The organism is Agromyces sp. G08B096 (assembly GCF_040267705.1).
Lineage (GTDB): Bacteria > Actinomycetota > Actinomycetes > Actinomycetales > Microbacteriaceae > Agromyces.
The window spans coordinates 3,138,560-3,160,879 of record NZ_CP158374.1; the positions used below are offsets into that span (position 1 = coordinate 3,138,560).

General features: G+C 71.6%; 24 protein-coding genes and 1 tRNA gene. 9 read left to right on the forward strand and 16 right to left on the reverse strand.

Annotation, left to right across the window (positions count from 1 at the left end; genetic code table 11):
* Positions 1–12: 12 nt before the first annotated feature.
* The 3 genes from ABIQ69_RS14990 to ABIQ69_RS15000 form a co-directional block, all read right to left on the reverse strand.
* Positions 13–1,002, reverse strand: a complete 990-nt coding sequence (locus ABIQ69_RS14990; RefSeq protein WP_350347928.1) for a sugar ABC transporter permease — start codon at positions 1,000–1,002, stop codon at positions 13–15.
* Positions 1,002–2,627 (reverse strand): ABC transporter permease subunit, encoded by a 1,626-nt coding sequence (locus ABIQ69_RS14995; protein ID WP_350347929.1) that lies wholly within the window; start codon positions 2,625–2,627, stop codon positions 1,002–1,004. The genes ABIQ69_RS14990 and ABIQ69_RS14995 overlap by 1 nt, the downstream gene beginning before the upstream one ends.
* A gap of 81 nt (positions 2,628–2,708) precedes the next feature.
* Positions 2,709–3,941: a maltose ABC transporter substrate-binding protein gene (locus ABIQ69_RS15000; RefSeq protein ID WP_350347930.1), complete on the reverse strand. Its 1,233-nt coding sequence runs from the start codon at positions 3,939–3,941 to the stop codon at positions 2,709–2,711.
* A gap of 275 nt (positions 3,942–4,216) precedes the next feature.
* Between ABIQ69_RS15000 and ABIQ69_RS15005 the strand changes: the two genes are divergently transcribed.
* Positions 4,217–5,911: a glycoside hydrolase family 13 protein gene (locus ABIQ69_RS15005; protein WP_350347931.1), complete on the forward strand. Its 1,695-nt coding sequence runs from the start codon at positions 4,217–4,219 to the stop codon at positions 5,909–5,911.
* Positions 5,912–6,132: 221 nt separating this feature from the next.
* Here ABIQ69_RS15005 and ABIQ69_RS15010 read toward each other — a convergent pair whose 3' ends face one another.
* The 3 genes from ABIQ69_RS15010 to ABIQ69_RS15020 form a co-directional block, all read right to left on the reverse strand.
* Complete coding sequence (locus tag ABIQ69_RS15010; protein ID WP_350347932.1) at positions 6,133–7,623, reverse strand: peptidoglycan DD-metalloendopeptidase family protein; 1,491 nt, start codon at positions 7,621–7,623, stop codon at positions 6,133–6,135.
* A gap of 215 nt (positions 7,624–7,838) precedes the next feature.
* The gene (locus ABIQ69_RS15015) at positions 7,839–8,669 is read right to left on the reverse strand and encodes an inositol monophosphatase family protein (protein ID WP_350347933.1); all 831 of its coding nucleotides are present in this window, start codon (positions 8,667–8,669) and stop codon (positions 7,839–7,841) included.
* A gap of 178 nt (positions 8,670–8,847) precedes the next feature.
* Positions 8,848–9,297, reverse strand: a complete 450-nt coding sequence (locus tag ABIQ69_RS15020; RefSeq protein ID WP_350347934.1) for an SRPBCC family protein — start codon at positions 9,295–9,297, stop codon at positions 8,848–8,850.
* Between the two features lie 55 nt (positions 9,298–9,352).
* Here ABIQ69_RS15020 and ABIQ69_RS15025 point away from each other — a divergent pair, with 55 nt between their 5' ends.
* Entirely contained in the window at positions 9,353–9,694 is a 342-nt protein-coding gene (locus tag ABIQ69_RS15025; RefSeq protein WP_350347935.1) for an ATP-dependent DNA ligase, read from the forward strand.
* Between the two features lie 31 nt (positions 9,695–9,725).
* Here the strand turns inward: ABIQ69_RS15025 and ABIQ69_RS15030 are convergent, their stop codons facing one another.
* On the reverse strand, positions 9,726–10,061 hold the full coding sequence (locus ABIQ69_RS15030; RefSeq protein ID WP_350347936.1) for an ATP-dependent DNA ligase: 336 nt from the start codon (positions 10,059–10,061) through the stop codon (positions 9,726–9,728).
* Between the two features lie 138 nt (positions 10,062–10,199).
* Here ABIQ69_RS15030 and ABIQ69_RS15035 point away from each other — a divergent pair, with 138 nt between their 5' ends.
* Positions 10,200–10,979 (forward strand): EAL domain-containing protein, encoded by a 780-nt coding sequence (locus ABIQ69_RS15035; protein WP_350347937.1) that lies wholly within the window; start codon positions 10,200–10,202, stop codon positions 10,977–10,979.
* 49 nt (positions 10,980–11,028) lie between these two features.
* Here the strand turns inward: ABIQ69_RS15035 and ABIQ69_RS15040 are convergent, their stop codons facing one another.
* A complete protein-coding gene (locus ABIQ69_RS15040) occupies positions 11,029–11,295 on the reverse strand; it encodes a hypothetical protein (protein ID WP_350347938.1) in 267 nt (88 codons plus the stop codon).
* Positions 11,296–11,328: 33 nt separating this feature from the next.
* Between ABIQ69_RS15040 and ABIQ69_RS15045 the strand changes: the two genes are divergently transcribed.
* Positions 11,329–11,622: a hypothetical protein gene (locus ABIQ69_RS15045; protein WP_350347939.1), complete on the forward strand. Its 294-nt coding sequence runs from the start codon at positions 11,329–11,331 to the stop codon at positions 11,620–11,622.
* 99 nt (positions 11,623–11,721) lie between these two features.
* Here the strand turns inward: ABIQ69_RS15045 and ABIQ69_RS15050 are convergent, their stop codons facing one another.
* The 4 genes from ABIQ69_RS15050 to ABIQ69_RS15065 form a co-directional block, all read right to left on the reverse strand.
* Complete coding sequence (locus ABIQ69_RS15050) at positions 11,722–13,650, reverse strand: diguanylate cyclase (protein WP_350347940.1); 1,929 nt, start codon at positions 13,648–13,650, stop codon at positions 11,722–11,724.
* A 122-nt stretch (positions 13,651–13,772) separates the two neighbouring features.
* Positions 13,773–13,854: transfer RNA gene (locus ABIQ69_RS15055), tRNA-Tyr, on the reverse strand.
* A 124-nt stretch (positions 13,855–13,978) separates the two neighbouring features.
* Positions 13,979–14,668, reverse strand: coding sequence for a PH domain-containing protein (locus ABIQ69_RS15060; protein WP_350347941.1), 690 nt, complete (start codon positions 14,666–14,668; stop codon positions 13,979–13,981).
* Positions 14,669–14,684: 16 nt separating this feature from the next.
* A complete protein-coding gene (locus tag ABIQ69_RS15065) occupies positions 14,685–14,849 on the reverse strand; it encodes a hypothetical protein (protein WP_350347942.1) in 165 nt (54 codons plus the stop codon).
* 200 nt (positions 14,850–15,049) lie between these two features.
* Between ABIQ69_RS15065 and ABIQ69_RS15070 the strand changes: the two genes are divergently transcribed.
* From ABIQ69_RS15070 to ABIQ69_RS15080, 3 genes are all read left to right on the forward strand, one after another.
* On the forward strand, positions 15,050–16,066 hold the full coding sequence (locus ABIQ69_RS15070; protein WP_350347943.1) for a LacI family DNA-binding transcriptional regulator: 1,017 nt from the start codon (positions 15,050–15,052) through the stop codon (positions 16,064–16,066).
* Between the two features lie 82 nt (positions 16,067–16,148).
* Positions 16,149–16,637 (forward strand): YajQ family cyclic di-GMP-binding protein, encoded by a 489-nt coding sequence (locus ABIQ69_RS15075; protein WP_350347944.1) that lies wholly within the window; start codon positions 16,149–16,151, stop codon positions 16,635–16,637.
* A 35-nt stretch (positions 16,638–16,672) separates the two neighbouring features.
* Positions 16,673–17,332 (forward strand): NUDIX domain-containing protein, encoded by a 660-nt coding sequence (locus ABIQ69_RS15080; RefSeq protein ID WP_350347945.1) that lies wholly within the window; start codon positions 16,673–16,675, stop codon positions 17,330–17,332.
* 40 nt (positions 17,333–17,372) lie between these two features.
* Here ABIQ69_RS15080 and ABIQ69_RS15085 read toward each other — a convergent pair whose 3' ends face one another.
* On the reverse strand, positions 17,373–18,140 hold the full coding sequence (locus ABIQ69_RS15085; RefSeq protein ID WP_350347946.1) for a GAP family protein: 768 nt from the start codon (positions 18,138–18,140) through the stop codon (positions 17,373–17,375).
* 107 nt (positions 18,141–18,247) lie between these two features.
* Between ABIQ69_RS15085 and ABIQ69_RS15090 the strand changes: the two genes are divergently transcribed.
* Both ABIQ69_RS15090 and ABIQ69_RS15095 read left to right on the forward strand, forming a co-directional pair.
* Positions 18,248–19,426: a histidine kinase gene (locus tag ABIQ69_RS15090; RefSeq protein ID WP_350347947.1), complete on the forward strand. Its 1,179-nt coding sequence runs from the start codon at positions 18,248–18,250 to the stop codon at positions 19,424–19,426.
* Positions 19,423–20,058, forward strand: coding sequence for a response regulator transcription factor (locus ABIQ69_RS15095; RefSeq protein ID WP_350347948.1), 636 nt, complete (start codon positions 19,423–19,425; stop codon positions 20,056–20,058). The genes ABIQ69_RS15090 and ABIQ69_RS15095 overlap by 4 nt, the downstream gene beginning before the upstream one ends.
* A gap of 23 nt (positions 20,059–20,081) precedes the next feature.
* Here the strand turns inward: ABIQ69_RS15095 and ABIQ69_RS15100 are convergent, their stop codons facing one another.
* From ABIQ69_RS15100 to ABIQ69_RS15110, 3 genes are all read right to left on the reverse strand, one after another.
* On the reverse strand, positions 20,082–21,095 hold the full coding sequence (locus tag ABIQ69_RS15100) for an alpha/beta hydrolase (protein WP_350347949.1): 1,014 nt from the start codon (positions 21,093–21,095) through the stop codon (positions 20,082–20,084).
* Positions 21,096–21,165: 70 nt separating this feature from the next.
* Positions 21,166–21,570 (reverse strand): hypothetical protein, encoded by a 405-nt coding sequence (locus tag ABIQ69_RS15105; protein ID WP_350347950.1) that lies wholly within the window; start codon positions 21,568–21,570, stop codon positions 21,166–21,168.
* A gap of 74 nt (positions 21,571–21,644) precedes the next feature.
* Positions 21,645–22,292 carry an A24 family peptidase gene (locus tag ABIQ69_RS15110; protein ID WP_350347951.1) on the reverse strand — a complete coding sequence of 216 codons (648 nt, stop codon included), beginning with the start codon at positions 22,290–22,292 and terminating at the stop codon, positions 21,645–21,647.
* Positions 22,293–22,320: the final 28 nt, after the last annotated feature.

The window sequence follows — 22,320 nt, forward strand, 5'->3', positions numbered from 1 at the left end:
CGACCGGTGCGACTACTTGACCGCGCCCGCGGTCAGCCCGCCGACGATGTACTTCTGCAGGAAGAGGAACAGCGCGACCACCGGCGCCGCCGACATCACCGCGCCCGCGGAGAACGCCGACCAGTCGGCGTAGCGCGGGTTCGACACGAGCTTCGTGAGGCCCACCGCGAGCGTCTGGTTCTCGGTGTCGATGAGCAGCACGGATGCCACGACGAACTCGTTCACGCTCGAGATGAACGACAACAGCGCGACGACCGCGAGGATCGGCGCCACGAGCCGCAGGATGATGGTGAAGAAGATGCGGGCGTGCCCCGCGCCGTCGATCTTCGCGGCCTCGTCGATCGAGGCGGGCACGGTGTTGAAGAAGCCGTACATGAGGTAGGTGTTCACGCCCAGCGCGCCGCCGAGGTACACCATGATGAGGCCGATGTGCGTGTTCAGGCCGATCGCCGGGAACAGGTCGCCGATCGTCGACATCAGCAGGAAGATCGCGACGACCGCGAGCAGCTGGGGGAACATCTGCACGATCACGATCGTGATCAGACCGAACCGGCGCCCGGTGAACCGCATGCGCGAGAACGAGTACGCGGCCAGCGCGCCGAGGAACACCGTGCCGAGCGCGGTGACGCCCGCGATGATCAGCGTGTTCGCGAACCACCGCGCGAACGGGATCTGCGGGTCGGAGAGGATCCGCACGTAGCTGTCGAGCCCGATCTGGGAGAACAGCGCGTTCGAGCCGGTGAGTGTGCCGTGCGGGTTCAGCGACGACGACACCACGAACACGATCGGGAAGAGCGAGAACACCACCATGACGACGCCGACGATGTGCCGCCAGCCCGTCTGACGGAACCACCGGCCGAAGTTGAACGGCCGCTTCGTCGGGATCCGCCGAGGGGCGTCGCCGACCGCGACGGACGCCCGCGTCGAGTCATCCGCGAACTCGTCGACCTCGCCCGCGAGGAGTCCGCTCTGGCTGCCGGGGACGGGATGCTGCGCGGCCATCAGTTCAGCTCCTCGAGGCTCTTGGTGCGCCGGAACGCGATGATCGAGATGATCGCGACGACGATGAAGATGATGATCGAGTACGCGCTCGCGAGGCCGTAGTCACGCGTCTGCCCGGTGAACGCCACCTTGTAGACCATCGTGATCAGGATGTCGGTGAACCCGACCGGGATCGGCGCGTTCGAGTCGCGCGGACCGCCGTCGGTGAGCATGTAGATCGTGTTGAAGTTGTTGAAGTTGAACGCGAACGACGCGATCAGCAGCGGCGCGACCGTCACGAGGAGCAGCGGCAGCTTGATCAGCCGGAACACCGCCCACGGCTTCGCGCCGTCGACCGTCGCCGCCTCCTGGAGCTCATCGGGGATGGACTGCAGGGCGCCCATGCACACGAGGAACATGTACGGGAAGCCGAGCCAGAGGTTCACGATGAGGATCGAGACCTTCGCGAGCAGCGGGTCGGTGAGCCAGGGAACGGATGCCCCGCCGAGGAGCACCTGGTTGATGAAGCCGAAGCTCTGGTTCATCATTCCCGCCCACACGAGCGCCGAGAGGAACGACGGGATCGCGTACGGCAGGATCATCAGGACCCGGTAGATCTTGCGGCCGCGCATCCGCAGGTCGTTGAACACGATCGCGAGGAAGAGGCCGAGGAAGAAGGTCGACGCCACCGAGATCAGGGCGAACGCGAACGTCCAGAGCGTGACGTAGACGAGCGGGCCGGCGAGGCGCGCGTCGGTGACGGCGCGGACGAAGTTGTCGAAGCCGACCGTGATCTGCCAGCCGGGCAGCAGCTGCTCGCCGTCCTCGGCGGTGAACGCGCCCACGCCGGTGTCCGCGTAGACGGTGCCGGTCTCGAGGTCGGTCATGGTGCCGGCCGCCTCGTCGTACTCCAGCGTCGAGACGTAGAGGTAGCCGCTGGAGCCGTCGGGCGTGCGGATGGCGCCGTCGTTCGGGTCGTCCGAGAAGGGCACCGCGAGGGCGGTGACCTCGTCGGTGCGCGCGAGCACGTCGGCGAACTGCAGCGTCGTCCAGCCGTCGGCCGCGACCGCCTTGTCGCCCTCGAACTCGACCCCGGAGACCGGCTCGAGCGGCCGGTCGTTCGTGCCGATGCTCGCGTCGCCGTCGGGGTCGGTGACGAGGAGGCCCAGCTGGCCGCCCTGCTCGACGACCGTGACGGGGTAGGTCGGCGAGTCCTCGACCCGTTCGAGCGAGGAGGCCATGAGCGAGGAGACCGCCTGCTCCTTCGACCCGTTGTGGCCGGTGCCGTAGTTCGTGAACGCGATGTAGCCCGTGTACAGGAGCACGAACACCTGGAACACGGCGAGGAAGATGACGCCAGGCGTGAGGTACTTCGCGGGCAGCTTCTTCCGCGAGAAGTAGATCCAGTTGACGACGGCCGTCACCGCGACGACCACGACCATCGGCACCCACTGCGCGTGGGCGATCAGCACGAAGATCGCGTACACGGCGAGCGCGTCGACGATCGCGAGCGCGATGAGCTTGACGAAGAAGACCTTCATGCCGCCGGATGCCGCGTCGGCGATGGCCGCCGCCTGGCGCTGGCGCCTGCTCGGCTTCGGCGGCGGGGCGTCCTGCCTCGTGCCGTCCTCGATCGTCGTGCTCATGGTGCTCACTCTTCCCACGTGGATACAGGGCTGCGCTCCGGGACGGGCGCCGGTCGGCGCCCGTCCCGGAGCGGCTCGGGATTACTCGGAGATCGCGGCCTGCACGTCGGACGCGAGCTTCTGCCACGTCGCGACCGGGTCGGCGCCGTTGATGATCGCGGCCTCGGCGATGCCCCAGTACTGCCACACCGCGCCCATGGCGGGGATGGCCGGCATCGGCACGGCCTCGGCGCCGACGGCGGCGAAGCCCTCGATGATCGGGTCGCTCGACGCGGTCTCGGCCGCGGCGGTGAGCGCCGGGAGGATGTTGCCCGCCTCGAACAGCTCGAGCTGCACGTCCTCGGTGCCGAGGTAGTTCACGAGGAAGTCGTTCGCGGCGACCTTGTTCTTCGACTCCGAGGAGATGAAGAAGCCCTTCACGCCGGCGAACGGCTGCGCGGGCTCGGCGGTCGGGCTCGGCACCGTGTCGATGGCGACGTTGATGCCCGCGTCGACGGCGGCGCCGACGTTCCACGGGCCGGTCAGCCAGAACGCCGACTTGCCGGTGAGGAAGCTCTCCTTCGCGATGTCACCGTCGATGTCGGTGTTGAACACGCCGGTGCCGTTCTTGCCCTGCGAGCCGAGCCACGTGGCGAACTGATCGCCGCCGGCGTTGCCGAGCTGCAGGTCGGTCGGGTCGTAGCCCTCGTCGTTGGTGCCGAAGACGGGGGCGCCGAACGCGGTCTGGAAGGGGTAGAGGTGGTAGGGGTTGCCCTCGGCGCCCTGCTCGACGACGAAGGGCTGGGTGAGGCCGGCGGCCTGGCCCTTCGCGATCATGTCGTCGAAGTTCGCGGCCGGCTCGGGCACGAGGTCGGCGTTGCGGAGCACGGCGATGTTCTCGACGGCGTAGGGCAGCATGTAGACGGTGCCCTCGTAGGTCGAGGCCTCGATGGCGACGGGGAGGTAGTCGGCGGCGGAGTCGCCCAGCTCGATGGGGGCGACGACGCCGTTGGTCGAGAGCTCGCCCAGCCAGTCGTGGGCGCCCATGGTGATGTCGGGGCCCTTGCCGGTCGGCACCTGCTGGATGAAGTCGTCCTTGATGTCGGCGACGTCCTTGCCGACGATGTCGACCTTCACGCCGCTCTTCTCGCTGTACGCCTCGGCTGCGCCCTTCAGCGCGTCGACGCGCTCGGCGTCGACCCAGACGGTCAGCGTGCTCGCGGCCGACGAGTCGCCCTCGGAGCCGCTGTCGCCACCGGCGCAGCCGGCGAGCCCCAGCGTCGTCACGACGGCGACGGCGCCCGCAGCGAGGAGGCCCTTCCTGTTCACCCTCATTGGTGTGCCCTTCTCAGTTCGCGTGAATCGGCGCCTTCGCCTGGTGGAGGAGGGCTGTCCCTCGTCGTCCCGCGTGAAGCGGAACCGCGCACCGAGCCCGAAAGGCCGTTCTTCCGTGTTGGATGCTCGCCGTATGCAAGCGATTACAGGTATACCTCGTCACAAGATGTTCACAAAACCGAGCGCCCGCCTTTGATACAGGTTCGTGACCATTGTGTGTCCGGAAGCGACTGCAAGCGTTTCCAACAAATGTCGAAATGTCGTAGGGTTTCGGCATGACTTCGGAATGGTGGCGCACCGCCGCGATCTACCAGATCTACCCCCGCTCCTTCGCCGACGCCAACGGCGACGGCATGGGCGACCTCGCCGGCATCACCTCGCGACTCGGCTCGCTCGAGGCGCTCGGCATCGACGCGATCTGGCTGTCGCCGTTCTACACCTCCCCCCAGAAGGACGCCGGGTACGACGTCGCCGACTACTGCGACGTCGACCCCCGGTTCGGCACCCTCGCCGACTTCGACGCCATGCTCGAAGAGGCCCACGCGCGAGGCATCCGCGTCATCATCGACCTGGTGCCGAACCACTCCTCCGACCAGCACCCCTGGTTCCAGGAGGCCCTCGCGTCGCCGCCGGGCAGCGCCGCCCGCGGCCGCTACCTCTTCCGCGAGGGCCGCGGCGAGCACGGCGAGCTGCCCCCCAACAACTGGGAGTCCGTGTTCGGCGGCCCCGCCTGGACCCGCGTCATCGAGGCCGACGGCACGCCCGGCCAGTGGTACCTCCACCTCTTCGACAGCTCGCAGCCCGACTTCGACTGGACGAACGAGGAGGTCCGCGAGGAGTTCCGTCGTATCCTGCGCTTCTGGCTCGACCGCGGCGCCGACGGCTTCCGCGTCGACGTGGCGCACGGCCTGGTCAAGGCCGACGGCCTGCCCGACTGGACCCCGCCGCAGGGCTCGGGCTCGATGGGCGGCGCCGGCGGCGTCACCGTCGGCGAGGACGGCGCGGGCGTCGCCCTCGAACCCGCGATCAGCGAGGAGAACGGCGACGGCGCACCGTACTGGGCACAGGAGGGCGTCCACGAGATCTACCGCGACTGGCGCCGCGTCCTCGACGAGTACCCCGGCGACCGCGTGCTCGCCGCCGAGGCGTGGGTCGACCCGCTGCCGAAGGTGGCGAAGTGGGTGCGCTCCGACGAGATGCACCAGTCGTTCAACTTCGCCTACCTCGAGACCCCGTGGAACGCCGCATCCCTCCGCACCGTCATCGACGACTCGCTCGACGCGTTCGGCTCCGTCGGCGCGCCCTCGACGTGGGTGCTCTCCAACCACGACGTCGTCCGCCACGCCACGCGCCTCGCCGTGACCGCCGACAACCCGCAGGGCCACGGGCTCGGACCGCGTTCGAAGGGCATCCCCGAGTACGCGGACGGCCTCCGCCGCGCGCGGGCCGCGACGGCGCTCATGCTCGCTCTGCCCGGCTCGGCGTACATCTACCAGGGCGAGGAGCTCGGCCTCCCCGAGGTCATCGACCTGCCCGACGACGCCCGCCAGGACCCCACCTGGTTCCGCACGAACGGCGAGCGCTACGGCCGCGACGGATGCCGCGTGCCGATCCCGTGGGAGGCCACGGCACCCTCGTACGGATTCGGGCCGACGGATGCCTCGTGGTTGCCGCAGCCCGCGCAGTGGGCCGAGCTCGCCCGCGACCGCCAGCAGGGCGTGCCCGGATCGACGCTGAGCCTCTACCAGGACGCCCTTCGCCTCCGCCGCGAGCACGACCTCGGCTCGGGAACGCTGGAGTGGCTCGACGGCTTCGACGCCGACACCGTGGCCTTCCGCAACGGCGACGTCACCGTGGTCGCGAACACGGGCTCTGCGCCCGTGGCGCTGCCGGGCGGCACCGTCCTGCTCGCCTCCGGCGAGCTCGACGGCTCGCTCCCCGCCGACACCACGGTCTGGCTCCGCGCGTAACGCGCTGCGCGGCGGGACGTGCCCGACGGGGCGCGTCCCGCCGCGTCGTCTCTTCCGCCGTGCACGCGGCTCCGCGCGCCCCGACTCGGGCTCAGGGGCATCCGCATTCGGACGCAATCGGGCGCCTCCGCGCGGTGGTCCCGCGACGAAACGAGTCCGAACCGCGCGCGGTGCACGCGATCAGCGGATGACCCCGCGGTCGGCCGGGCGGCCCCGCGCGCCTAGTTGGTGTTGGCGTAGAGCCACTCGAGCGGGTCGACCCATTCGCCGTTCACGCCGCCGATGCGGATCTCGAAGTGCAGGTGGGGACCCGTCGACATGCCGGTGTCGCCGGTCGTGCCGATGACGTCGCCGACGTGCACCGTGTCACCGACCTCGAACCGGCGCGAGTCGAACTCCATGTGGGCGTAGACGCTCGTGACGACCTCGCCGTCGATGACGTGGTCGATCATCATGACGACGCCGAGGGATCCGCCGGAGTCGGTCGAGACCGACACGACGCCGTCGGCGATGGCCTGGATCTCGGCGCCGAGACCCGGGTTGAAGTCCTGACCGTGGTGGTCGGCCGAGCAGCCGGCGCAGTTGCGGTAGCCGAACCGGTCGCCGATGTGCACGCCGACGGCGAAGGGCCACTGGATGGTGCCGAGGGGGTTGTTCGTGAACGTCGCCTCGGGCCGGATGCCGGCGGCCGCCGCGTACTCGGCGATCGTCTGGTGCTGGTAGCCCTCGCGGTCGACCGTGGGCGACGCGATCGCGTCGCCGTCGACCGTCACGCGCTGGCCCGGGCCCTTGGCGTCGGCCGCGGCGGCGAGCGCCATGGCCTGCACCTCTTCGGGGCTGAGCAGCGACAGCGCGGGCACGGACGTGGCGAGGGCGAGCGTCGCGGCGAAGCCCATGGCGACGACGGCACGCATGCCGCGCCGGCCGCGGCGCGCGCGGGGCGGTGCCGTCGGGGTGACGGATGCCTCGGCCGGGCGCCGGGAGGCGAGCTGGCGCGCCCGTTGGTCGGCCGCCTCGCGGCGTTCGGCACGCCCGGGGCGAACGTCGGTCTCGACGCGGCGCTGGTCGCGTCGGGAGGCCTGCTGGGGCGCGACGACGCCATTCGGCAGACCATCGGTCGCGACGGAGTCGTCGAAGGCGAGTCGGGGGCGACGAGCGGATGCCCCGAGCGCGGCGGCGAACTCGGCGGATGCCTCGGCGACCGAGCGGTCGGCCGGCGGCACGGCGGCCTGCGTCGCGCCGGGCTCGACGCGCCGCCCGGCTCGTCGGCCACGGGCGGCGGAGTCGGGCTCGGCGTCGGCGGTGAGGTCGCCGAAGAGGGCGTCGAACGCTTCGACCGGACGTTCGTCGGTACGCGTCGAGCGGGCATCGCGGCGGGTCGGAGCCGCTGGCGCACTCCCTGCCGGGGGCGTGGCCGGCCGCTGGACGATCGGCTGCTGCGCCGAAGCCGGCTGCACCGAGACCGGCTGCACCGGCGAGACGGGCTGCACCGGCGAGACGGGCTGCGCCGGTGCGGCGTGCTGCTGCACGACCGGCTGCGAGGCGGCGGGCCACGAACCGTGAGCCTGCGTCGCAGCCGGGTTCGGCTCCTGCGTCGCACGGGCCGCGGCCTCGCGTTCCCTCAGTTCCCGCCGGGTCAAGGGTCGTTCGGGCCGCAGCGGGGACTGCGTGCCTGGCGTGGGACCGTCGGGCACGAGAGGGGACTCGAGCACGTGGGGGGAACCTTCGGCGTCGGGGAACGGACCGGATGGGGAGGTGTGCATCCCGACGCCTTGGCCGAGATAACGGATCGGTAAAGCGTACCCCGAGTCAACCGTTCGCGCCACGCGAGACGAGCGATTCCCTCGCTCACCGGGCCGAAGCACGACGAATCCCGCAGATCACGCCCGATTCGCCGCAACGATCACGCCGACGCGTGCCGCCAGGGTCAGGCGGGCGCCCCCGCAGCACGGAGCGCTGCGCGCAGCTCCTCGTGCAGTCCTGGCGCCGCCGCGAGCAAGAACTCGACACTCTCGGGGCCGCCGTCGACGCCCGTCACGATCGCCCCGGCCTCGCGGGCGATGAGCGCGCCCGCTGCGTGATCCCACGGGTTCAGCCCGACCTCGTAGAACGCGTCGAGCCGGCCGGCTGCGAGGCCGCACAGATCGAGCGCGGCCGAGCCGATGCGGCGGATGTCCCGCGCGAGCGGCAGCAGTCCCGTGAGCACCTGCGCCTGCTCGCGACGCCGCTCGGCCGAGTACGCGAATCCGGTGCCGACGAGCGCGTGCGACAGCGGGACCTCCTCGTTCACCGCCAGCTCCCGGCCCGCGAGCCGGGCGCCGCCGCCGCGGCTCGCCTCGAACAGCTCGCCCGTGACCGGGTTGACGACGACGCCGGCGAGCGCGGTCCACTCCCCGGGGTTCGGCGGCCCGGCGACGACCGCGATGCTCACCGCCCAGGCGGGGATGCCGTAGAGGAAGTTGACGGTGCCGTCGATGGGGTCGACGATCCACTCGACGCCGCTGGTGCCGACGCGCGCGGCGTCCTCCTCGCCGAGGATGCCGTCGTCGGGCCGGGCCTCGAGGATGAGCTCGCGGATCAGCGCCTCGGTGTCGCGATCGACGGCGGTGACGATGTCGACCGGCGTCGACTTCGTCGCGGCGACCTCGACGCCCGCGCGTCGCGCCTCGAGGGCGGCGCTGCCGGCGCGCACGGCGATGTCGCGTGCGATCTCGAGCAGGTCGGCCGGAGCGGGAATGGATGCCTCTGACGCGGTCATGTCTCCACGGTACGCGGTGCGCATCGGGCGAGCCGCGACGGCCGGCTTGAGGCAATGGGGTGCAGCCGCGGCTCGCTGAGCCGATGCGCACATTCGACTCCGTGCGATTCTGACCGACGGCGTCCCCGGGCGACAGCGCCCATCCGGGGGACATCCGGGATGCCTCGTCCAGGCCCGCTCAGGGCAACGGCGTCGCCGCGAGGTGCGCGTTGCGGTGCTCGATCAGCCGTCGCAGGCACGGCCGCAGCACGAGTTCGGCCAGGCGGCCCAGCACGCCGAGCGGGGGACCGAAGTCGACGCGGTCGAGCATCAGGGTGCCGTCGCCGTCGGGCTCGAAGCGGTGCTCGTGCCGGAAGCTCGCGAACGGCCCGCGGAGCTGTTCGTCGACGAACGACTCCGGCCGGGACATCCGGGTGATGCGGCTGGTCATCGTGAACGTCACGCCGAGATGCCGCGCCCGCCAGGTCACCTCCTGGCCGGCCTCGATCAACCCGGAGGTCACGCCGCGGACGGCACGCTCGCGGGAGGCCGCCATCGAGCCGATATGCAGGTCGATGCTGCGGGCGCGGTCGAACGCCTCCGGCACCGGGACGGCCAGGCGCGTGCGGCACTCGAAGGATGCGACCACCCGCACAGGTTATCCCCGACCGACGCGGGACGCCGTGAGATGGCAAGCTGGGTACGTGGGCATCCTGACGTGGAACTTCATCCGCACGATCGAGATCGAAGATCGTCCGCTCGCCCACCTCCGGAGCGTCGTGTTCGCGAAGCTGCGCCGGGGCGAGTCGTTCTCCTACTCCTGGGAGACGCCGCTCGAGCAGGGCAGCGGGCGGCACTCCATCTGGTTCAGCCCCGACGTGCCCGTCACATTCGAGTTCTTCGACGGGCGGGACATCCCGCTCAATCCGCACTGGATCCGCGAGCTCACGCGCGCCGCGAACTCGCCCGGCGGCCTCGTGCTGCTGCCCGAGCCCGAGGCCCAACCGTCGGCCGCTCGTCCGGAGGGCCGCGGCGAGACGGACTGATCCGCGCCCGTCACCCGGACGCCGGGCGTGCTCAGCCGTCGGACGGTGCCGCAGCGGGGCCGGTCGGCCCGGGCGGCTCGGGCACGACCGTCAGCCCGCCCGCGGAGTTCGCGGACCGGTTGAGGGCGTGCACCCAGGCGGGGTTCAGGCGAGGCGCCCGACCACCGAAGTACTCGAACGCGACGGGGATGGAGGGCGCCAGCCAGACCGAGGTGCGCCCGAACCCGCTCGCTGAGGACGACTCGGTCCAGGAGAAGGCGAACGGCTCGCCGCGGCGCAGCTTCGCCCAGATCACGGCCTGCAGGTGGGCCAGCACGCGGTCGTCGAAGGAGACCACCAGCTTGGAGTCGTACGTCAGAGTGCCCATCACGGGAAGGATATCCGTTCGGAGCGGGCCGCGCTCTCGGGGAGCGACGGACGTGATGGAGCGGCCGCGAAGTATACGGGATGCACCTGAGTCGCCGGTCGCGTTGCACGCAGGGCTTGACACGGTGATGCTGGACGAATGGAACGCGGCGCGTCGAACGCGACAGCCGGCCTCGAGGTCGGCGAGCTTCGTCGCGCCGTGACCCGAGGGGAGCTCGTCGCCTACTACCAGCCCGAGTACGACCTCACCACCGGCAGGCCCGTCGTGCTCGAGGCCCTGTGCCGATGGGTGCACCCCGACCGGGGCCTCATCCTGCCCGACTCGTTCATCCCGATCGCCGAGCGTTCAGGCCTCATCGCCGACCTCGGACGGGCCATCCTCGAGCAGTCGGGGCGGCGCGCGGCCGAGTGGCACCAGCGCGGCCTCCGCGTCGGCATCGCCGTCAATATCTCGCCGTCGCAGCTCACGCCGGCCTTCGCCGAGGCGGTGCTCGAGATCGTGCACGGGCTCGGTCTGCCGCGCTGGACCGTGACCGCGGAGATCACCGAGACGCCGGCGCTCCTGGAGTCCTGCGACGAGTACCGCGCGCTTGCCGCGCTGATCGACGGCGGCGTCGGCATCTCGATCGACGATTTCGGGGCGGGAACGACCTCAGTGGAGGGGCTCCGCCGGATGCCGTTCACCGAGGTGAAGATCGACCGCTCGCTGATGCGGGATCGACGCGCCGAAGCCGACGACCTGGTCGCGGAGTGCGTCGAGATCGCCCGCGCACAGTCGGCGATCGTCGTCGCGGAGGGCGTCGAGACGGCCGACGACCTCGAGCGCGCGAGGCGCTGGGGCTGCGACCGCGCGCAGGGCTACTACTTCTCGCCGGCCGTCGCGGCCGAGGAGCTCGAGCCGCTGCTCCAGCCGGCGTGAGGTCGCGCGTCGCCGACTGAGGCGGCGCGTCGCCGCCGCCTCAGCGCGGTCAGAGCCCGAAGTCCTCGTCGTCGCCGTCGCCGGCCCTGTCGTCGCGGCGGTCGGCGAGGTCGCCTCCCACCTCGATCTGCGACCACGTGACGGGCATGCCCGGCGAGAACAGGATGTCGATGCCGGGGCCGCCGCGCAGCGGCGGGATGTTCACGTAGCCGCCGCCCGCGCGGATGGCCTCGAGGATCTGCTGCTTCAGCTCGGTCACGGGGTCGGGCAGGAAGTAGTCACGGCCGTCAACGGTCAGTCGGTGCACGAGAGTCACAGGTTCAGGCTATCGCGACGTAGGATCGCTTCGATGGGACACCTCCACTACGGCTCGCCGCCCGCATCGTTCGAACTGCCTGATCGCACCCTCGCCCACATCGAGTTCGTCGTGCTGGCCAAGCTCCGGCGCAAGGAGAGCTTCGCGCTGTCGATCGAAGGCGAGGCCGGCGGCCGTCAGCAGATCTGGATCAACCCGGCCGCGACGCTGCGGTTCGAGTTCGACGAGAACGTCACCGACATCAACCGGCACTGGCTCGAGGAACTCATCGAGTCGGCGAACGGCGCCGCGGGCATGCGGCTCGTGCCGGAGCCGACCGGTCGCTGACCGACGCGGCCGCAGCACTGCCGAGGCGCGGCGCCGACTCGGGCGACCCGCGCTGATCGCCCCGCCCCGCCCCGCCCCGGCCTACCCGGCCCGGCCGTCTCAGCGCGACGTGCGGTTCCGGCCGGCGTTCTTCGCCCGGTACATCGCGGCGTCCGCGGCCTCGAGGAGTCCGGCGCGCGGCGAGCCGGGGTCGGCCACGACGATGCCGCACGACGCCGTGACCGACAGCAGCACCCGCCCGGTGACGATGGGTGCCGCGATGGCGCGGATCATCCGATCGGCGACCGCCTCGACGTCTTCACCGATCACGCCGTCGAGCAGCACCACGAACTCGTCGCCGCCGAGACGCACCACGACGTCTTGCTCGCGCGAGTGCGCGACGAGCCGGTCGGCGACCTCGAGGATGACGGCGTCGCCGATGTCGTGGCCGTGCTGGTCGTTGATGCGCTTGAAGTCGTCGAGGTCGACGAAGAGCACGGCCTTGCCGGCCTCGCCGACGGGGCCGAGCGTCGCGAGCCGCTCGACGAGGTAGCGCCGGTTGTAGAGCCCGGTGAGTGGGTCGCGCATGGCGAGCTCCGCGAGCTGGGCCTCTGCGCGGCGCTGCAGCGCGATCTCGAGCTCGCGTCCGAGTTCGGCGGCCTCCTCGACGACCGTGCCCCAGGGTTCGCTGCGCCCGCGCACGGTGCGCCGCCACGCGGAGAACGAGGTCCGCGGGGAGAGTTCCCCGGGGCGGTTCGTCCCGCCCGGGTCGCCCAGCCAGGACACGTCTCGGGCGACTTCCGCGCGGAAGAACACCAGGGCCTCGCCGGCATCGGTCAACGGCACCACGAGGAGGCCGGCGACGCCGGGCAGGAGCCTCGCGAGCTCGGGCCGGTCGGTGACGAGACTCTCCGACACGAAGGAGCCGCCGCCGAGCCGTTCGAGCACGCGGAGGACGGATCCGAGCGGCGGCACCTCGCCTGCCGCACGAGAGGTGCCCCCGATGCGCACGAGCACGCCGTCGGCCGGCACCAGATCGAGCACCGTCGAGGACCCGCCGAGGAGCGCGGCGTGGATGTCGTCGGACCCGTAGAGCGGGGCGAGCAGCTCGCTCCGCCGCTCGCGCACCTCGACCATGTGGCGGAGGCGGGCGATCTCGCGCATGGACGCCATCTGCATGGCGATCTGGCCGGCGAGCACCTCGAGGGCGCGCCGGAGCAGCACGGGCAGCCGCCGCTCGGTCCGGTGCGCACAGGTGATCATGCCGATGAGCCGGCCCTGATCGACGAGGGACAGGGAGAAGGTCGAAGCCTGGCCCATGTTCCGCATGAACTGCAGGTGGTACGGCGAGACGCTGCGGAGCTCCGCGTTCGACAGGTCGACGTCGTGCGCGTCGCCGGCGAGGGCGAGCAGCGGGATGCCAGGAGCCGTGGTGCTCGCGATCATGCGCCCGATCTTCGAGATGTAGAGCGCGCGCGCCTGGGGCGGGATGTCGGACGACGGGAAGTGCAGACCGAGGTAGGGCTCCATCGCGGGGTCGCGTTCGTCGGCGACGATCTCGCCGTGCCCGTCATCGTGGAAGTGGTAGACCATCACACGATCGAAGCCCGTGATGTCGCGGATCTCCCGCGCGGCCAGCTCGCGCACCTCTTCGATGGAGGTCGTCTGCGCCACGCGGGTGATCGCGCCGACCACGGCGGTGCGCGCATACTCGTTGCCCGGTGGCACCGGCTCGATCTCGACGAGGGTCAGCCCGTCGACGCGATGGACGATGGCGTCGGACTCGACGCCCTCCCACGTGATGCGCACCGGATCGACGGCCCGGCCCGTGCGAACCGCGTACTCGAGCTCGGCGTTGCCGACCTCGAGCACGAGCTGACCGAGCCAGCGGGCGGCGTTCTCGCTGACGACGGCGATCACGCCCGTCTGGTCGACGCCGAGGAGCGTGCCGTGGCCCTGGATCGAGCCGGGGGTCCGGATCGGCTCCTTCGCGCACTCCACGAGACGGCGGAGTTCATCGGGGTCGAGGGCGAGCTCGGCGGGGTCCACGGATCCTCCGTCTTCCGGTCGGGTCGATGGAGAACCGGTGGGGAAATCGTATGTCACCGCGCACGACCGGGCACGGCGGGCCGCCTGGAACGGCAGAAGCCCCGGCGAACCGGGGCTTTCCGTGGCGAGTGAGGGATTCGAACCCCCGAAGTCGTAGACAGCTGATTTACAGTCAGATCCCTTTGGCCGCTTGGGTAACTCGCCATGTGCACCCGACCACGTTCTGCACACAACCGGGGGCCACACAATGGTACCCGCCGACCCGCGCAGGGCGAAATCAGGCCGGGAGTCGTCGAGCCCGCGTGCGGACGTACCCGGAATCGGTCCGCTACGTGCCGTCCTGGGTCGAGATGGGCTGCGTCCAGGTGTCGCGTTCGCCGGCCTCGCCGGCCATCGGGTCGCCGACGATGCGGTCGAACGGATGCGCCGTGGCGGAGGCATCCGTCATCAACATCGGCATCGTGACGCCGGCCGGATCGACCGGGCGGCCGAACCGGCCGGCGGTCGGGCCGCTGACCGCTCCGCCACGGAGGCCGGCGCGCTGGATGACCCGCTGGATGGTGAGTCCCCGCTCGTCGGGGTCGCCGACGAAACGGATCTCGCGCAGGCCCTGGTCCTGCGCCGCCGACTCGAAGATGAAGTGCCCGTAGCCGAGCACCCGGCCGATGAGCGGTTTCTTCACCGAGATGTCGAGGATGCGGGAGATGGGCATCGTCGCGATGTGCTGCGACAGGATGCCGTGCACCCGGAACACGCGCATGTTCGTGATGACGAACCGGTCCATGCGGACGTCGAGGATGCGCCACGCCGCGTGGATGGCGATCGCCGGCGCGGCGAGCAGCGGCAGGAAGTAGAGCTGCGAGGGCAGCACGAGGATGAGCAGCAGCACCGGGATCGCGAGCAGCAGCTCGAGGACGGGCTTGACGCTCGCCGTCCAGTGCTTCTCCACCTCGTCGACGATCACCTCGCCCTGGTCGGCGATCAGGTGCCGGTCGACCTTCGGGTCGAAGAGGCTCATCGGTGCCGCACCCGGCTCAGCCGGCGAGAGAGCTGAAGAACACGCCGATCGACGAGATCGCTCCCCACACCGCTCCCACGGCGGCCTGGACCGCGCTCGCGGCGTCTTCGGGCCTCGTGACGAGGTAGAACAGGGCGAAGACCACCACCAGCGCCACGACGATGCGCTTGACCCACTTCACGCGAGCATTCCCTTCGGTCGGCGTCGGCAGGCAAGCCGCGCCCCCCGTGGGCAAGCCCCGAACGGCCATTTCTACCGCACGCCCGACGGCCGCGGCAACGCGCCACGCGGTGCGGCGGGCGATAGGATGCCTCAGTCCGGGCAGGCCCGGGAGGATCCGGTTCCACCGGGCTGACTCGGCACGGCCGGGAGTGAGGGCGCATGGCCGGCATCGAAGAGGTCGCGAAGCTCGCGGGGGTCTCCACCGCGACGGTGTCGCGCGCGCTGTCGGGCCGCGGCCACGTGTCGCCGACGTCGAAGGCCAAGGTCGAGGAGGCGGCGGCCAGGCTGGGCTACGTCGTCTCGTCGAACGCGTCGAGCCTCGCCTCGGGGCGGACCCGCAACATCGGGGTCGTCATCCCCTTCCTGAACCGGTGGTTCTTCTCGTCGGTGCTCGAGGGCGCTCAGCAAGCGCTGCTCCGGCATGGGTACGACCTCACGCTCTACAACCTCTCGGGCGACGGGCGCGAGCGCGAGAGCGTCTTCGAGCACTTCCTGCTGCGTCAGCGCGTCGACGCCGTCATCGCGGTGTCGCTCGAGCTCACCGAGCCCGAGGTGCGTCGACTGCACCACCTCGGCAAGCCGCTCGTCGGCGTGGGCGGACCGATCCCGGGCGTGCGCACGCTCACCATCGACGACGTCGCCGTCGCGCGGCTCGCGACCGAGCATCTCCTCGGGCTCGGGCACCGCCGCATCGCGCACATCGGCGGCGACCTCGAGTTCGACCTCGACTTCCATCTGCCGACCAACCGGCGCCTCGGGTACGAGGCCGCGCTCCGCGACGCCGGCGTCGACGTCGAGCCGCGGTTCTTCGCACCGGCGGACTTCACCATCCGCGGCGGCTACCACGCGGCGAAGCAGCTGCTCGGGGTGCCGCATGAGCGGCCGACCGCGATCTTCGCGGCCTCCGACGAGATGGCGATCGGCACCATCCTCGCCGCCCGCGACCTCGGCATGTCGGTGCCGCGCGACGTCTCCGTGATCGGCATCGACGACCACGATCTGGCCGACTTCTTCGGGCTGACGACCGTGGCGCAGTTCCCGCGCGTGCAGGGCGAGCAGGCCGTCGAGGTGCTGATGGACGAGCTCGAGCCGGGCGGCGACGCTCCCGAGCCCGAGGCGACGCCGCTGCCGTACGACCTGCGCGTGCGCTCGTCGACGGCTCGCCCAGCCGAATAGCGCCGAAGAGCGCCGGGGCGGGGCATCCGGTGTCGAGTGCCCGCCCCTGACCTGCGGAATCGCGCTCGCTAGACTGGCGGGCATGGCAGATTCGACGTTCGACATCGTGAGCAAGGTCGACAAGATGGAGGCCGACAACGCCGTCAACCAGGCCCGCAAGGAGATCGAGCAGCGCTACGACTTCAAGGGCGTCGGCGCGTCGGTCGAGTGGAGCGGCGAGAAGATCCTGCTGAAGGCGAGCTCGGAGGAGCGCGTCAAGGCCGTGCTCGACGTCGTGCAGTCGAAGTTCATCAAGCGCGGCATCTCGCTGAAGTCGCTCGACGCGGGCGAGCCGTACCCGTCGGGCAAGGAGTTCCGCATCGAGGTCGGGCTGAAGAACGGCATCGACCAGGAGCACGCGAAGAAGATCGGCAAGATCATCCGCGACGAGGCGCCGAAGACCGTGAAGAGCCAGATCCAGGGCGACGAGCTGCGCGTCTCCTCGAAGAGCCGCGACGACCTGCAGGAGACGATCCGGCTGCTGAAGGCGGCCGACCTCGACGTCGACCTCCAGTTCGTGAACTTCCGCTGAGCCGCCGGGTGAGTTCGGTGGGTACGGGCGAGCGGATGCCGCAACCCGGGGTCGACGTGCCCGACCGGCGCGGACGCACGGGGCTCGATCAGGTGGGCCGCGACCTTGATCGCAACCCCGACGTGATCGTGCGCGACGTGCGCGTGCTGACGTCGAACTGGTACGTCACCCGCGCCACGACGTTCGATTACCGTCACGCCGACGGCCGCTGGACGACCGAGGAGCGGGAGACGTACGACCGCGGCGACGGTGCGACCATCCTGCTCTACGACGTCGACGCCCGCACCGTCGTCCTCACCCGGCAGTTCCGCTTCCCCGCCTACGTGAACGAGCACCCCGACGGCCTCCTCATCGAGACCGCCGCAGGTCTCCTCGACGCCGACGATCCCGAGACGGCGATCCGGCGCGAGGCCGAGGAGGAGACGGGGCTCCGAGTGGGCGAGGTCGAGCACGTCTTCGACGTGTACATGAGCCCGGGGTCGGTCACCGAGCGCCTCCACTTCTTCGCCGCGCCGTACCTGCGCGGCGACGTCGCGGCGGGCGCCAGGGCCGGACTGGCTGACGAGGGCGAGGACATCGAGGTGCTCGAGCTCGACCTCGACGACGCACTCGACCGCATCGGCCGCGACATCGTCGACGCGAAGACGATCATGCTGCTCCAGTGGGCGGTGCTGCGGGGGCCGTTCCGCGGCTGATCGCGGGGCGTTCGGTGGCGGCCGTGGCCGCCCCGGCCCGTCAGCCGTCGCCGAGCGTGAACTCGAGCAGGCCGAGCGTCGTCGCCGCATCGCGCAGCACGAGGAACCCGACGATTCCGACGATCCACGCCGTCGTCTCGCCCGACGTGCGCTGCAGCCAGTCCGCGAACCGGCGGAGCGCGGGCTCCACGAGCGGCCGAGCCGCGACGCGGACGAGGAGCAGCAGGAGCGCGGGCGCGATCATCACCAGGCAGTACGCGGCGAGCACCCAGATCCACTCGGAGGCCGGGAGCCCTGCACCGGTGATGAGCCCGACCGCTCCGAGGTAGGGCAGCATCGTCGCCGCCTCGATGAGTCCGGCACCGAGCGCGACCACGACGACGGCACCCGCGGGGCCGTCGTCGAGCAGGCGCGCGCGCCAGCGGGTCAGCCGCCCGGTGCGAGCCGTGGAAGCCACGGGCGGTGCGGCCTCGCCGGCGGCATCCGACCCCCGCTCCCCCGCCTGCCGGTCGCGACCGATGAAGAAGCTCCACACGAGGAGCACGGCGCCGACCACGAGCTGCACCCAGCGGGCGGCCGGCGTCTCCAGGGCGGCCGCGGCGCCCTCGATGATCGCACCGGCGCCGGCCGTGAGCCCGATGCCGAGGAGGAAGTAGAACCCGGCGATCGTGCCGAGGTAGGCGAGCATCCGCCCGGCGCGCACTCGTCCCGGCGCGATGAGGAAGAACAGCGGGATGAGCAGGGTGCCGATGCTCAGGCTGTCGACGAGCGCGAGCGCGGCGAGCGTCAGGGCGAGTTCGGGGGTCATGCTCCGATCGTGCGCGCCCGCGGGCAGGCACGCATCGGGCGAACGACGTGCCGACGCTGCATCCTTCGGATGACCCGCCCCGCGGCGGGCTGTGCTGGGATGAGGGTATGCACCCCGCCCGCCGGCTCGTCGAGCGTGCGACGACGGCGTACCGCCGGCATCCCGAGCTGTACTCCGCCGTCGCGACGGTCGGCGCGGGCGCGATCCTCGTCGCCCTCGACCTGCCGCCGCTGTGGATGTCGGCCGCCTGGGCCGATCCCGCGGCGACGCCCGACGCCTGGCGGTACGCGCTGCTCGCGGTCGCCTTCGGCGTCATGCTCCTGCGGCGGCGGCATCCGATCATCGCGCTCTCCGCCGGCACGGTGCTCTTCGCCGTCGACCTCGCGATGGGCGGCACCATCGGGATGCTGCTGGTCTTCTTCGACCTCATCTACTCGGCCGCATACTGGGGCTCGCCGCGCGCCCGGACCGTGCTCCTCTGGCTCATCGTCGCCGCCGTCGCGGCGAGCGCCGTGATCCCGGTCGCCGTCGGCCTGCCCGCTCAACTCGTCGTCCTGCTCGTCCTGCAGTCGTTCGCGATCCTCACCACGCCGTACTGGTGGGGTGCGGCGGTGCGGCGCAGCCGCGAGCTCGCCGCAAGCGAGGCCGCCCGCGCCGACGATGCGATGCGGCTCTCCGCGCACGAACGGGAGCGCGCGATCCGCGCCGAGCGCGCGCGCATGGCGCAGGACCTGCACGACGTCATCGCGGGCAACCTCTCGGCCATCGCGATCCACTCCGAGGCGTCGCTGTCGCGCTCGCCCGACACGGCGCGCGATCGGGCCGCCCTCGCCGCGGTCCGCGAGGCCAGCGTCGCCGGGCTCGACCAGATGCGCTCGATGATCGTGCTGCTGCGCACCGGCGACGAGTCGCGCGCGGCGCCGCCCCGACTGGCCGAGCTCGACGACCTCATCGCCGCGTCCGGTTTGCCCGTGACCGTCACCGGCACCCCGCCCGATCTGCCCACCGCCGCCGACCAGGCGGCCGCCCGCATCCTCGTCGAGAGCCTCCGCAACGCGGGCAAGCACCACACCGGCGGACGGGTCGAGCTGCACTTCGACGCCGGGCCCGGCGTGCACACGATCGTCGTCAGGTCGACGGGCGGCACCCCGGCCCGCGCACCCGGGACCGGTCACGGGGTGCCCATGATGCGCGAGCGCGCCGAGGGCGTCGGCGGGTCGCTCAGCGCCGGGCCACAGGGCGACGACTGGGTCGTGACGGCCCGCCTGCCGAGGGAGGACGGATGAGCATCAGGGTGCTCGTGGCCGACGACCACGCCGCGATCCGTGCGGGACTCCGGGCCATGCTCGACGGCGACGGCCTCGAGATCGTCGGCGAGGCGGGGGACGGCGCGGCGGCGGTCAGGAACGCTCGCGCGCTGCGGCCCGACGTGGTGCTCATGGACGTCCGCATGCCGGGCGTCGACGGCATCGAGGCGACACGCGCGATCGTGGCCGACGGCCTCTCGCAGGTGCTCGTGCTCACCACCTTCGACCTCGACGACTACGTGTTCGGCGCCGTCCGCGCCGGAGCCGCCGGGTTCCTCCTGAAATCGTCCACGGCCGACCAGCTCCGCACGGCCGTGCTGGCGGTCGCGCGCGGCGAGGGCGTGCTCGCTCCCGAGGTCACCCGCCGGGTGCTCGCCGAGTTCGCCGGCCCCCGCGAGGCGCCGCCGCCGCCCGGACTCGACGACCTCACGCCGCGGGAACGCGAGGTGCTGCAGGCGCTCGGGCGCGGCCTGTCGAACGCCGAGCTCGCCGCCGAGCTGGCGATCAGCGAGCCGACCGCGAAGACGCACGTCTCACGGATCCTCGCCAAGCTCGGCGCGTCGAGCCGCATGCAGCTCGCGGTCATCGCCCGGGAGGCCGGGCTCGCCTGACGCCGGTCCCCGTCGACGGCTGCTCAGTGCGGCGCGTAGCCGCCGAGCCACCGCGTGATCGCGCGATACGCGGCGGCACGGACCGGGGGTCGGGAGAGCAGCACGTCGTGCAGCGCCCCGTCGATGCGGGAGACGGATGCCTCCGCCCCGAGCCGCAGCGACCGTTCGGCGATCTCGTCGACCACGAGCACGATGTCGCTCGAGCGCATCTCCTCGCTCCACTGCGGCTGAATGGTCGAGCGGGCCGACAGCAGCGTGAGCACCGGGGCACCCACGTCGATGCCCGCCGCGACCGTCGCGTGCCCGGCGAGGATCGCGGTGAGCCAGGCCGGATGCGTCGTGAACCCCCGGTCGGGCCGCCAGTCGTGGTCGTACTCCCACTCCCCGCCCAGCTCCTTCGCGACCGAGCGCGTGTAGAAGCCCAGATCGACGTTCGGCAGCGGCCCCTGCGGGTTGAGCCGGGCCCCCCAGCCGATCACGGGTGCGAGCGCCTCACGGCCGACGCGGCTGAGCTGGAACTCCAGCCATGGGCTGTTGAGCACCAGTGCATCGGCCCGGCCCGGATGACGGGCCGCCCAGAGCGACAGGGTCAGCCCGCCGGTCGAGTGGCCCATCAGGATGAGCGGGCGCCGGGAGGAGGCATCCCGATCGTCGCCGTCGCCCTGCCCCATGGCGATCAGCGCGGCCTCGATGTCGGCGTCGTAATCGGCGAGGTCCGTGATGTAGCCGCGGGTCTGGCCGGGTCGGATGCTGCGACCGTACTTGCGCAGGTCGAGGGCGAAGAAGCGCGCGCCGAGCCGGCCCCAGTACTCCGCGAGCTCGGGGTTGAAGAAGTAGTCGCTCCAGCCGTGGACGTAGAGCACGTCGGTCCCGGCCGCGGCGCCTGGGGCGAAGCGCAGGCGGAACGGCGGGCGGAACCGGACGAGGGTCGCGACGACCTCGCCCTCGTCGTCGGTGCCGAGCGGCAGCGTCAACTGCTCGAAGCGGTCGCCGAGCACATCGGGCTGCCAGTTCCGCGGCACGGCCGGCTCGGTCACGGCGCCTCCCCTCGTCGTGCGAGCCAGCCTAGTGAGGGGCGCGGCCGCCGAGTCGCAGCCGCGGCAACCGTCACGGCTCGGCGGGCTCGGGCAGTGACGGCGACTCGGGCGGCTCGAACGCTGGCGGAACCGGCGTGAATCGCTCCGGACGAGCCTTCTGCGGGCGCCGGCGCGTCTGCGCGAGCGGGCGCAGCCGTCCCTCGAAGAACGCCACGGCCGCGAAGGCCACCACGTGATTGAGCGTGATCCGCCGCCCCTCGATCGGCAGCGGGTAGGAGGCGGCGTGGTACGTCGCGGCGATCCGCCTGATCGCACGGAGCTCGTCGACCGTCATCGTCAGCGCACGATCGGCGAGCCGGTCCTCGCCGTAGTCCCACAGGCTGGCCGCCGTCTGGCTCTCGGAGAACACGATGCTGAAGTTGCTCCGGCCCTGCATCGCGCGCACGACGTCGCTGTCCCATCGGTCCGACTCCATCGCGGTCCTCCCTGCACGTCACCCGCGCCCGACCACCATGCTGGCACGGGGCACCGGCGAACCATCGTGTCGCGCTACCCCACGAGCAGCACCGCGACCAGCGCCCCGGCGAGCATCGACGGGCCGAACGGAATCGAACCGCGCAGCGTGACGCGCCCCAGCGCGAGGGCGATGATCGCGATCGCTCCGCCGATGACGAACGCGCCGGCCAGACCGATGAGCCACGCGTTCAGCCCGAACCAGCCGAGGAGCATGCCGATCACGCCCGCGAGCTTGACGTCGCCCATGCCCATCGAAGCGGGCGAGACGAGCGCGAGCAGCAGGTAGGCGGCGAACATGGCGGCTCCGCCGAGGAGCGCCCAGACGAGCGGCAGCCAGGCTCCCGTCACGGCCGAGGCGCCAGCGAGCAGTGCGGCGACAACGGCGAGCGTCGGCACGATGACCCGGTTCGGCAGGCGCTGCTCGGCGAGGTCGACGATCGCGAGCACCGTCGACGCGGCCGTGAACGCCAGCACCGCCGGCAGCACCGGCTCGAGGCCGACCCGCCAGACGACCACACCCCAGACGACCGCGGTCGTCGCCGCCGAGACGAGCCGGATGGTCGCCAGCGGCATCCGATCGCCGTGCATGCTGCGCGCAGCCCACGATGCGAGCGGCCACCAGCCCAGTGCACCCCCGAGCACGGCGGCGATCAGCACGCTGATCGACGTCGCGAGGGGCATGCAGGCACCCTAGCGCCCGCGCCGGCGG

What these genes read in the sequence shown, in the direction of transcription:
- ABIQ69_RS15015 (WP_350347933.1), bottom strand. Translation starts at nt 8,669, where the DNA reads ATGACCGCGTCAGAGGCATCCATTCCCGCTCCGGCCGACCTGCTCGAG.
- ABIQ69_RS15060 (WP_350347941.1), bottom strand. Translation starts at nt 14,668, where the DNA reads ATGAGCCTCTTCGACCCGAAGGTCGACCGGCACCTGATCGCCGACCAG.
- ABIQ69_RS15095 (WP_350347948.1), top strand. Translation starts at nt 19,423, where the DNA reads ATGAGCATCAGGGTGCTCGTGGCCGACGACCACGCCGCGATCCGTGCG.
- ABIQ69_RS15075 (WP_350347944.1), top strand. Translation starts at nt 16,149, where the DNA reads ATGGCAGATTCGACGTTCGACATCGTGAGCAAGGTCGACAAGATGGAG.
- ABIQ69_RS15000 (WP_350347930.1), bottom strand. Translation starts at nt 3,941, where the DNA reads ATGAGGGTGAACAGGAAGGGCCTCCTCGCTGCGGGCGCCGTCGCCGTC.
- ABIQ69_RS15110 (WP_350347951.1), bottom strand. Translation starts at nt 22,292, where the DNA reads ATGCCCCTCGCGACGTCGATCAGCGTGCTGATCGCCGCCGTGCTCGGG.
- ABIQ69_RS15090 (WP_350347947.1), top strand. Translation starts at nt 18,248, where the DNA reads ATGCACCCCGCCCGCCGGCTCGTCGAGCGTGCGACGACGGCGTACCGC.
- ABIQ69_RS15105 (WP_350347950.1), bottom strand. Translation starts at nt 21,570, where the DNA reads ATGGAGTCGGACCGATGGGACAGCGACGTCGTGCGCGCGATGCAGGGC.
- ABIQ69_RS14990 (WP_350347928.1), bottom strand. Translation starts at nt 1,002, where the DNA reads ATGGCCGCGCAGCATCCCGTCCCCGGCAGCCAGAGCGGACTCCTCGCG.
- ABIQ69_RS14995 (WP_350347929.1), bottom strand. Translation starts at nt 2,627, where the DNA reads ATGAGCACGACGATCGAGGACGGCACGAGGCAGGACGCCCCGCCGCCG.
- ABIQ69_RS15085 (WP_350347946.1), bottom strand. Translation starts at nt 18,140, where the DNA reads ATGACCCCCGAACTCGCCCTGACGCTCGCCGCGCTCGCGCTCGTCGAC.
- ABIQ69_RS15035 (WP_350347937.1), top strand. Translation starts at nt 10,200, where the DNA reads ATGGAACGCGGCGCGTCGAACGCGACAGCCGGCCTCGAGGTCGGCGAG.
- ABIQ69_RS15080 (WP_350347945.1), top strand. Translation starts at nt 16,673, where the DNA reads ATGCCGCAACCCGGGGTCGACGTGCCCGACCGGCGCGGACGCACGGGG.
- ABIQ69_RS15005 (WP_350347931.1), top strand. Translation starts at nt 4,217, where the DNA reads ATGACTTCGGAATGGTGGCGCACCGCCGCGATCTACCAGATCTACCCC.
- ABIQ69_RS15070 (WP_350347943.1), top strand. Translation starts at nt 15,050, where the DNA reads ATGGCCGGCATCGAAGAGGTCGCGAAGCTCGCGGGGGTCTCCACCGCG.
- ABIQ69_RS15030 (WP_350347936.1), bottom strand. Translation starts at nt 10,061, where the DNA reads ATGGGCACTCTGACGTACGACTCCAAGCTGGTGGTCTCCTTCGACGAC.
- ABIQ69_RS15045 (WP_350347939.1), top strand. Translation starts at nt 11,329, where the DNA reads ATGGGACACCTCCACTACGGCTCGCCGCCCGCATCGTTCGAACTGCCT.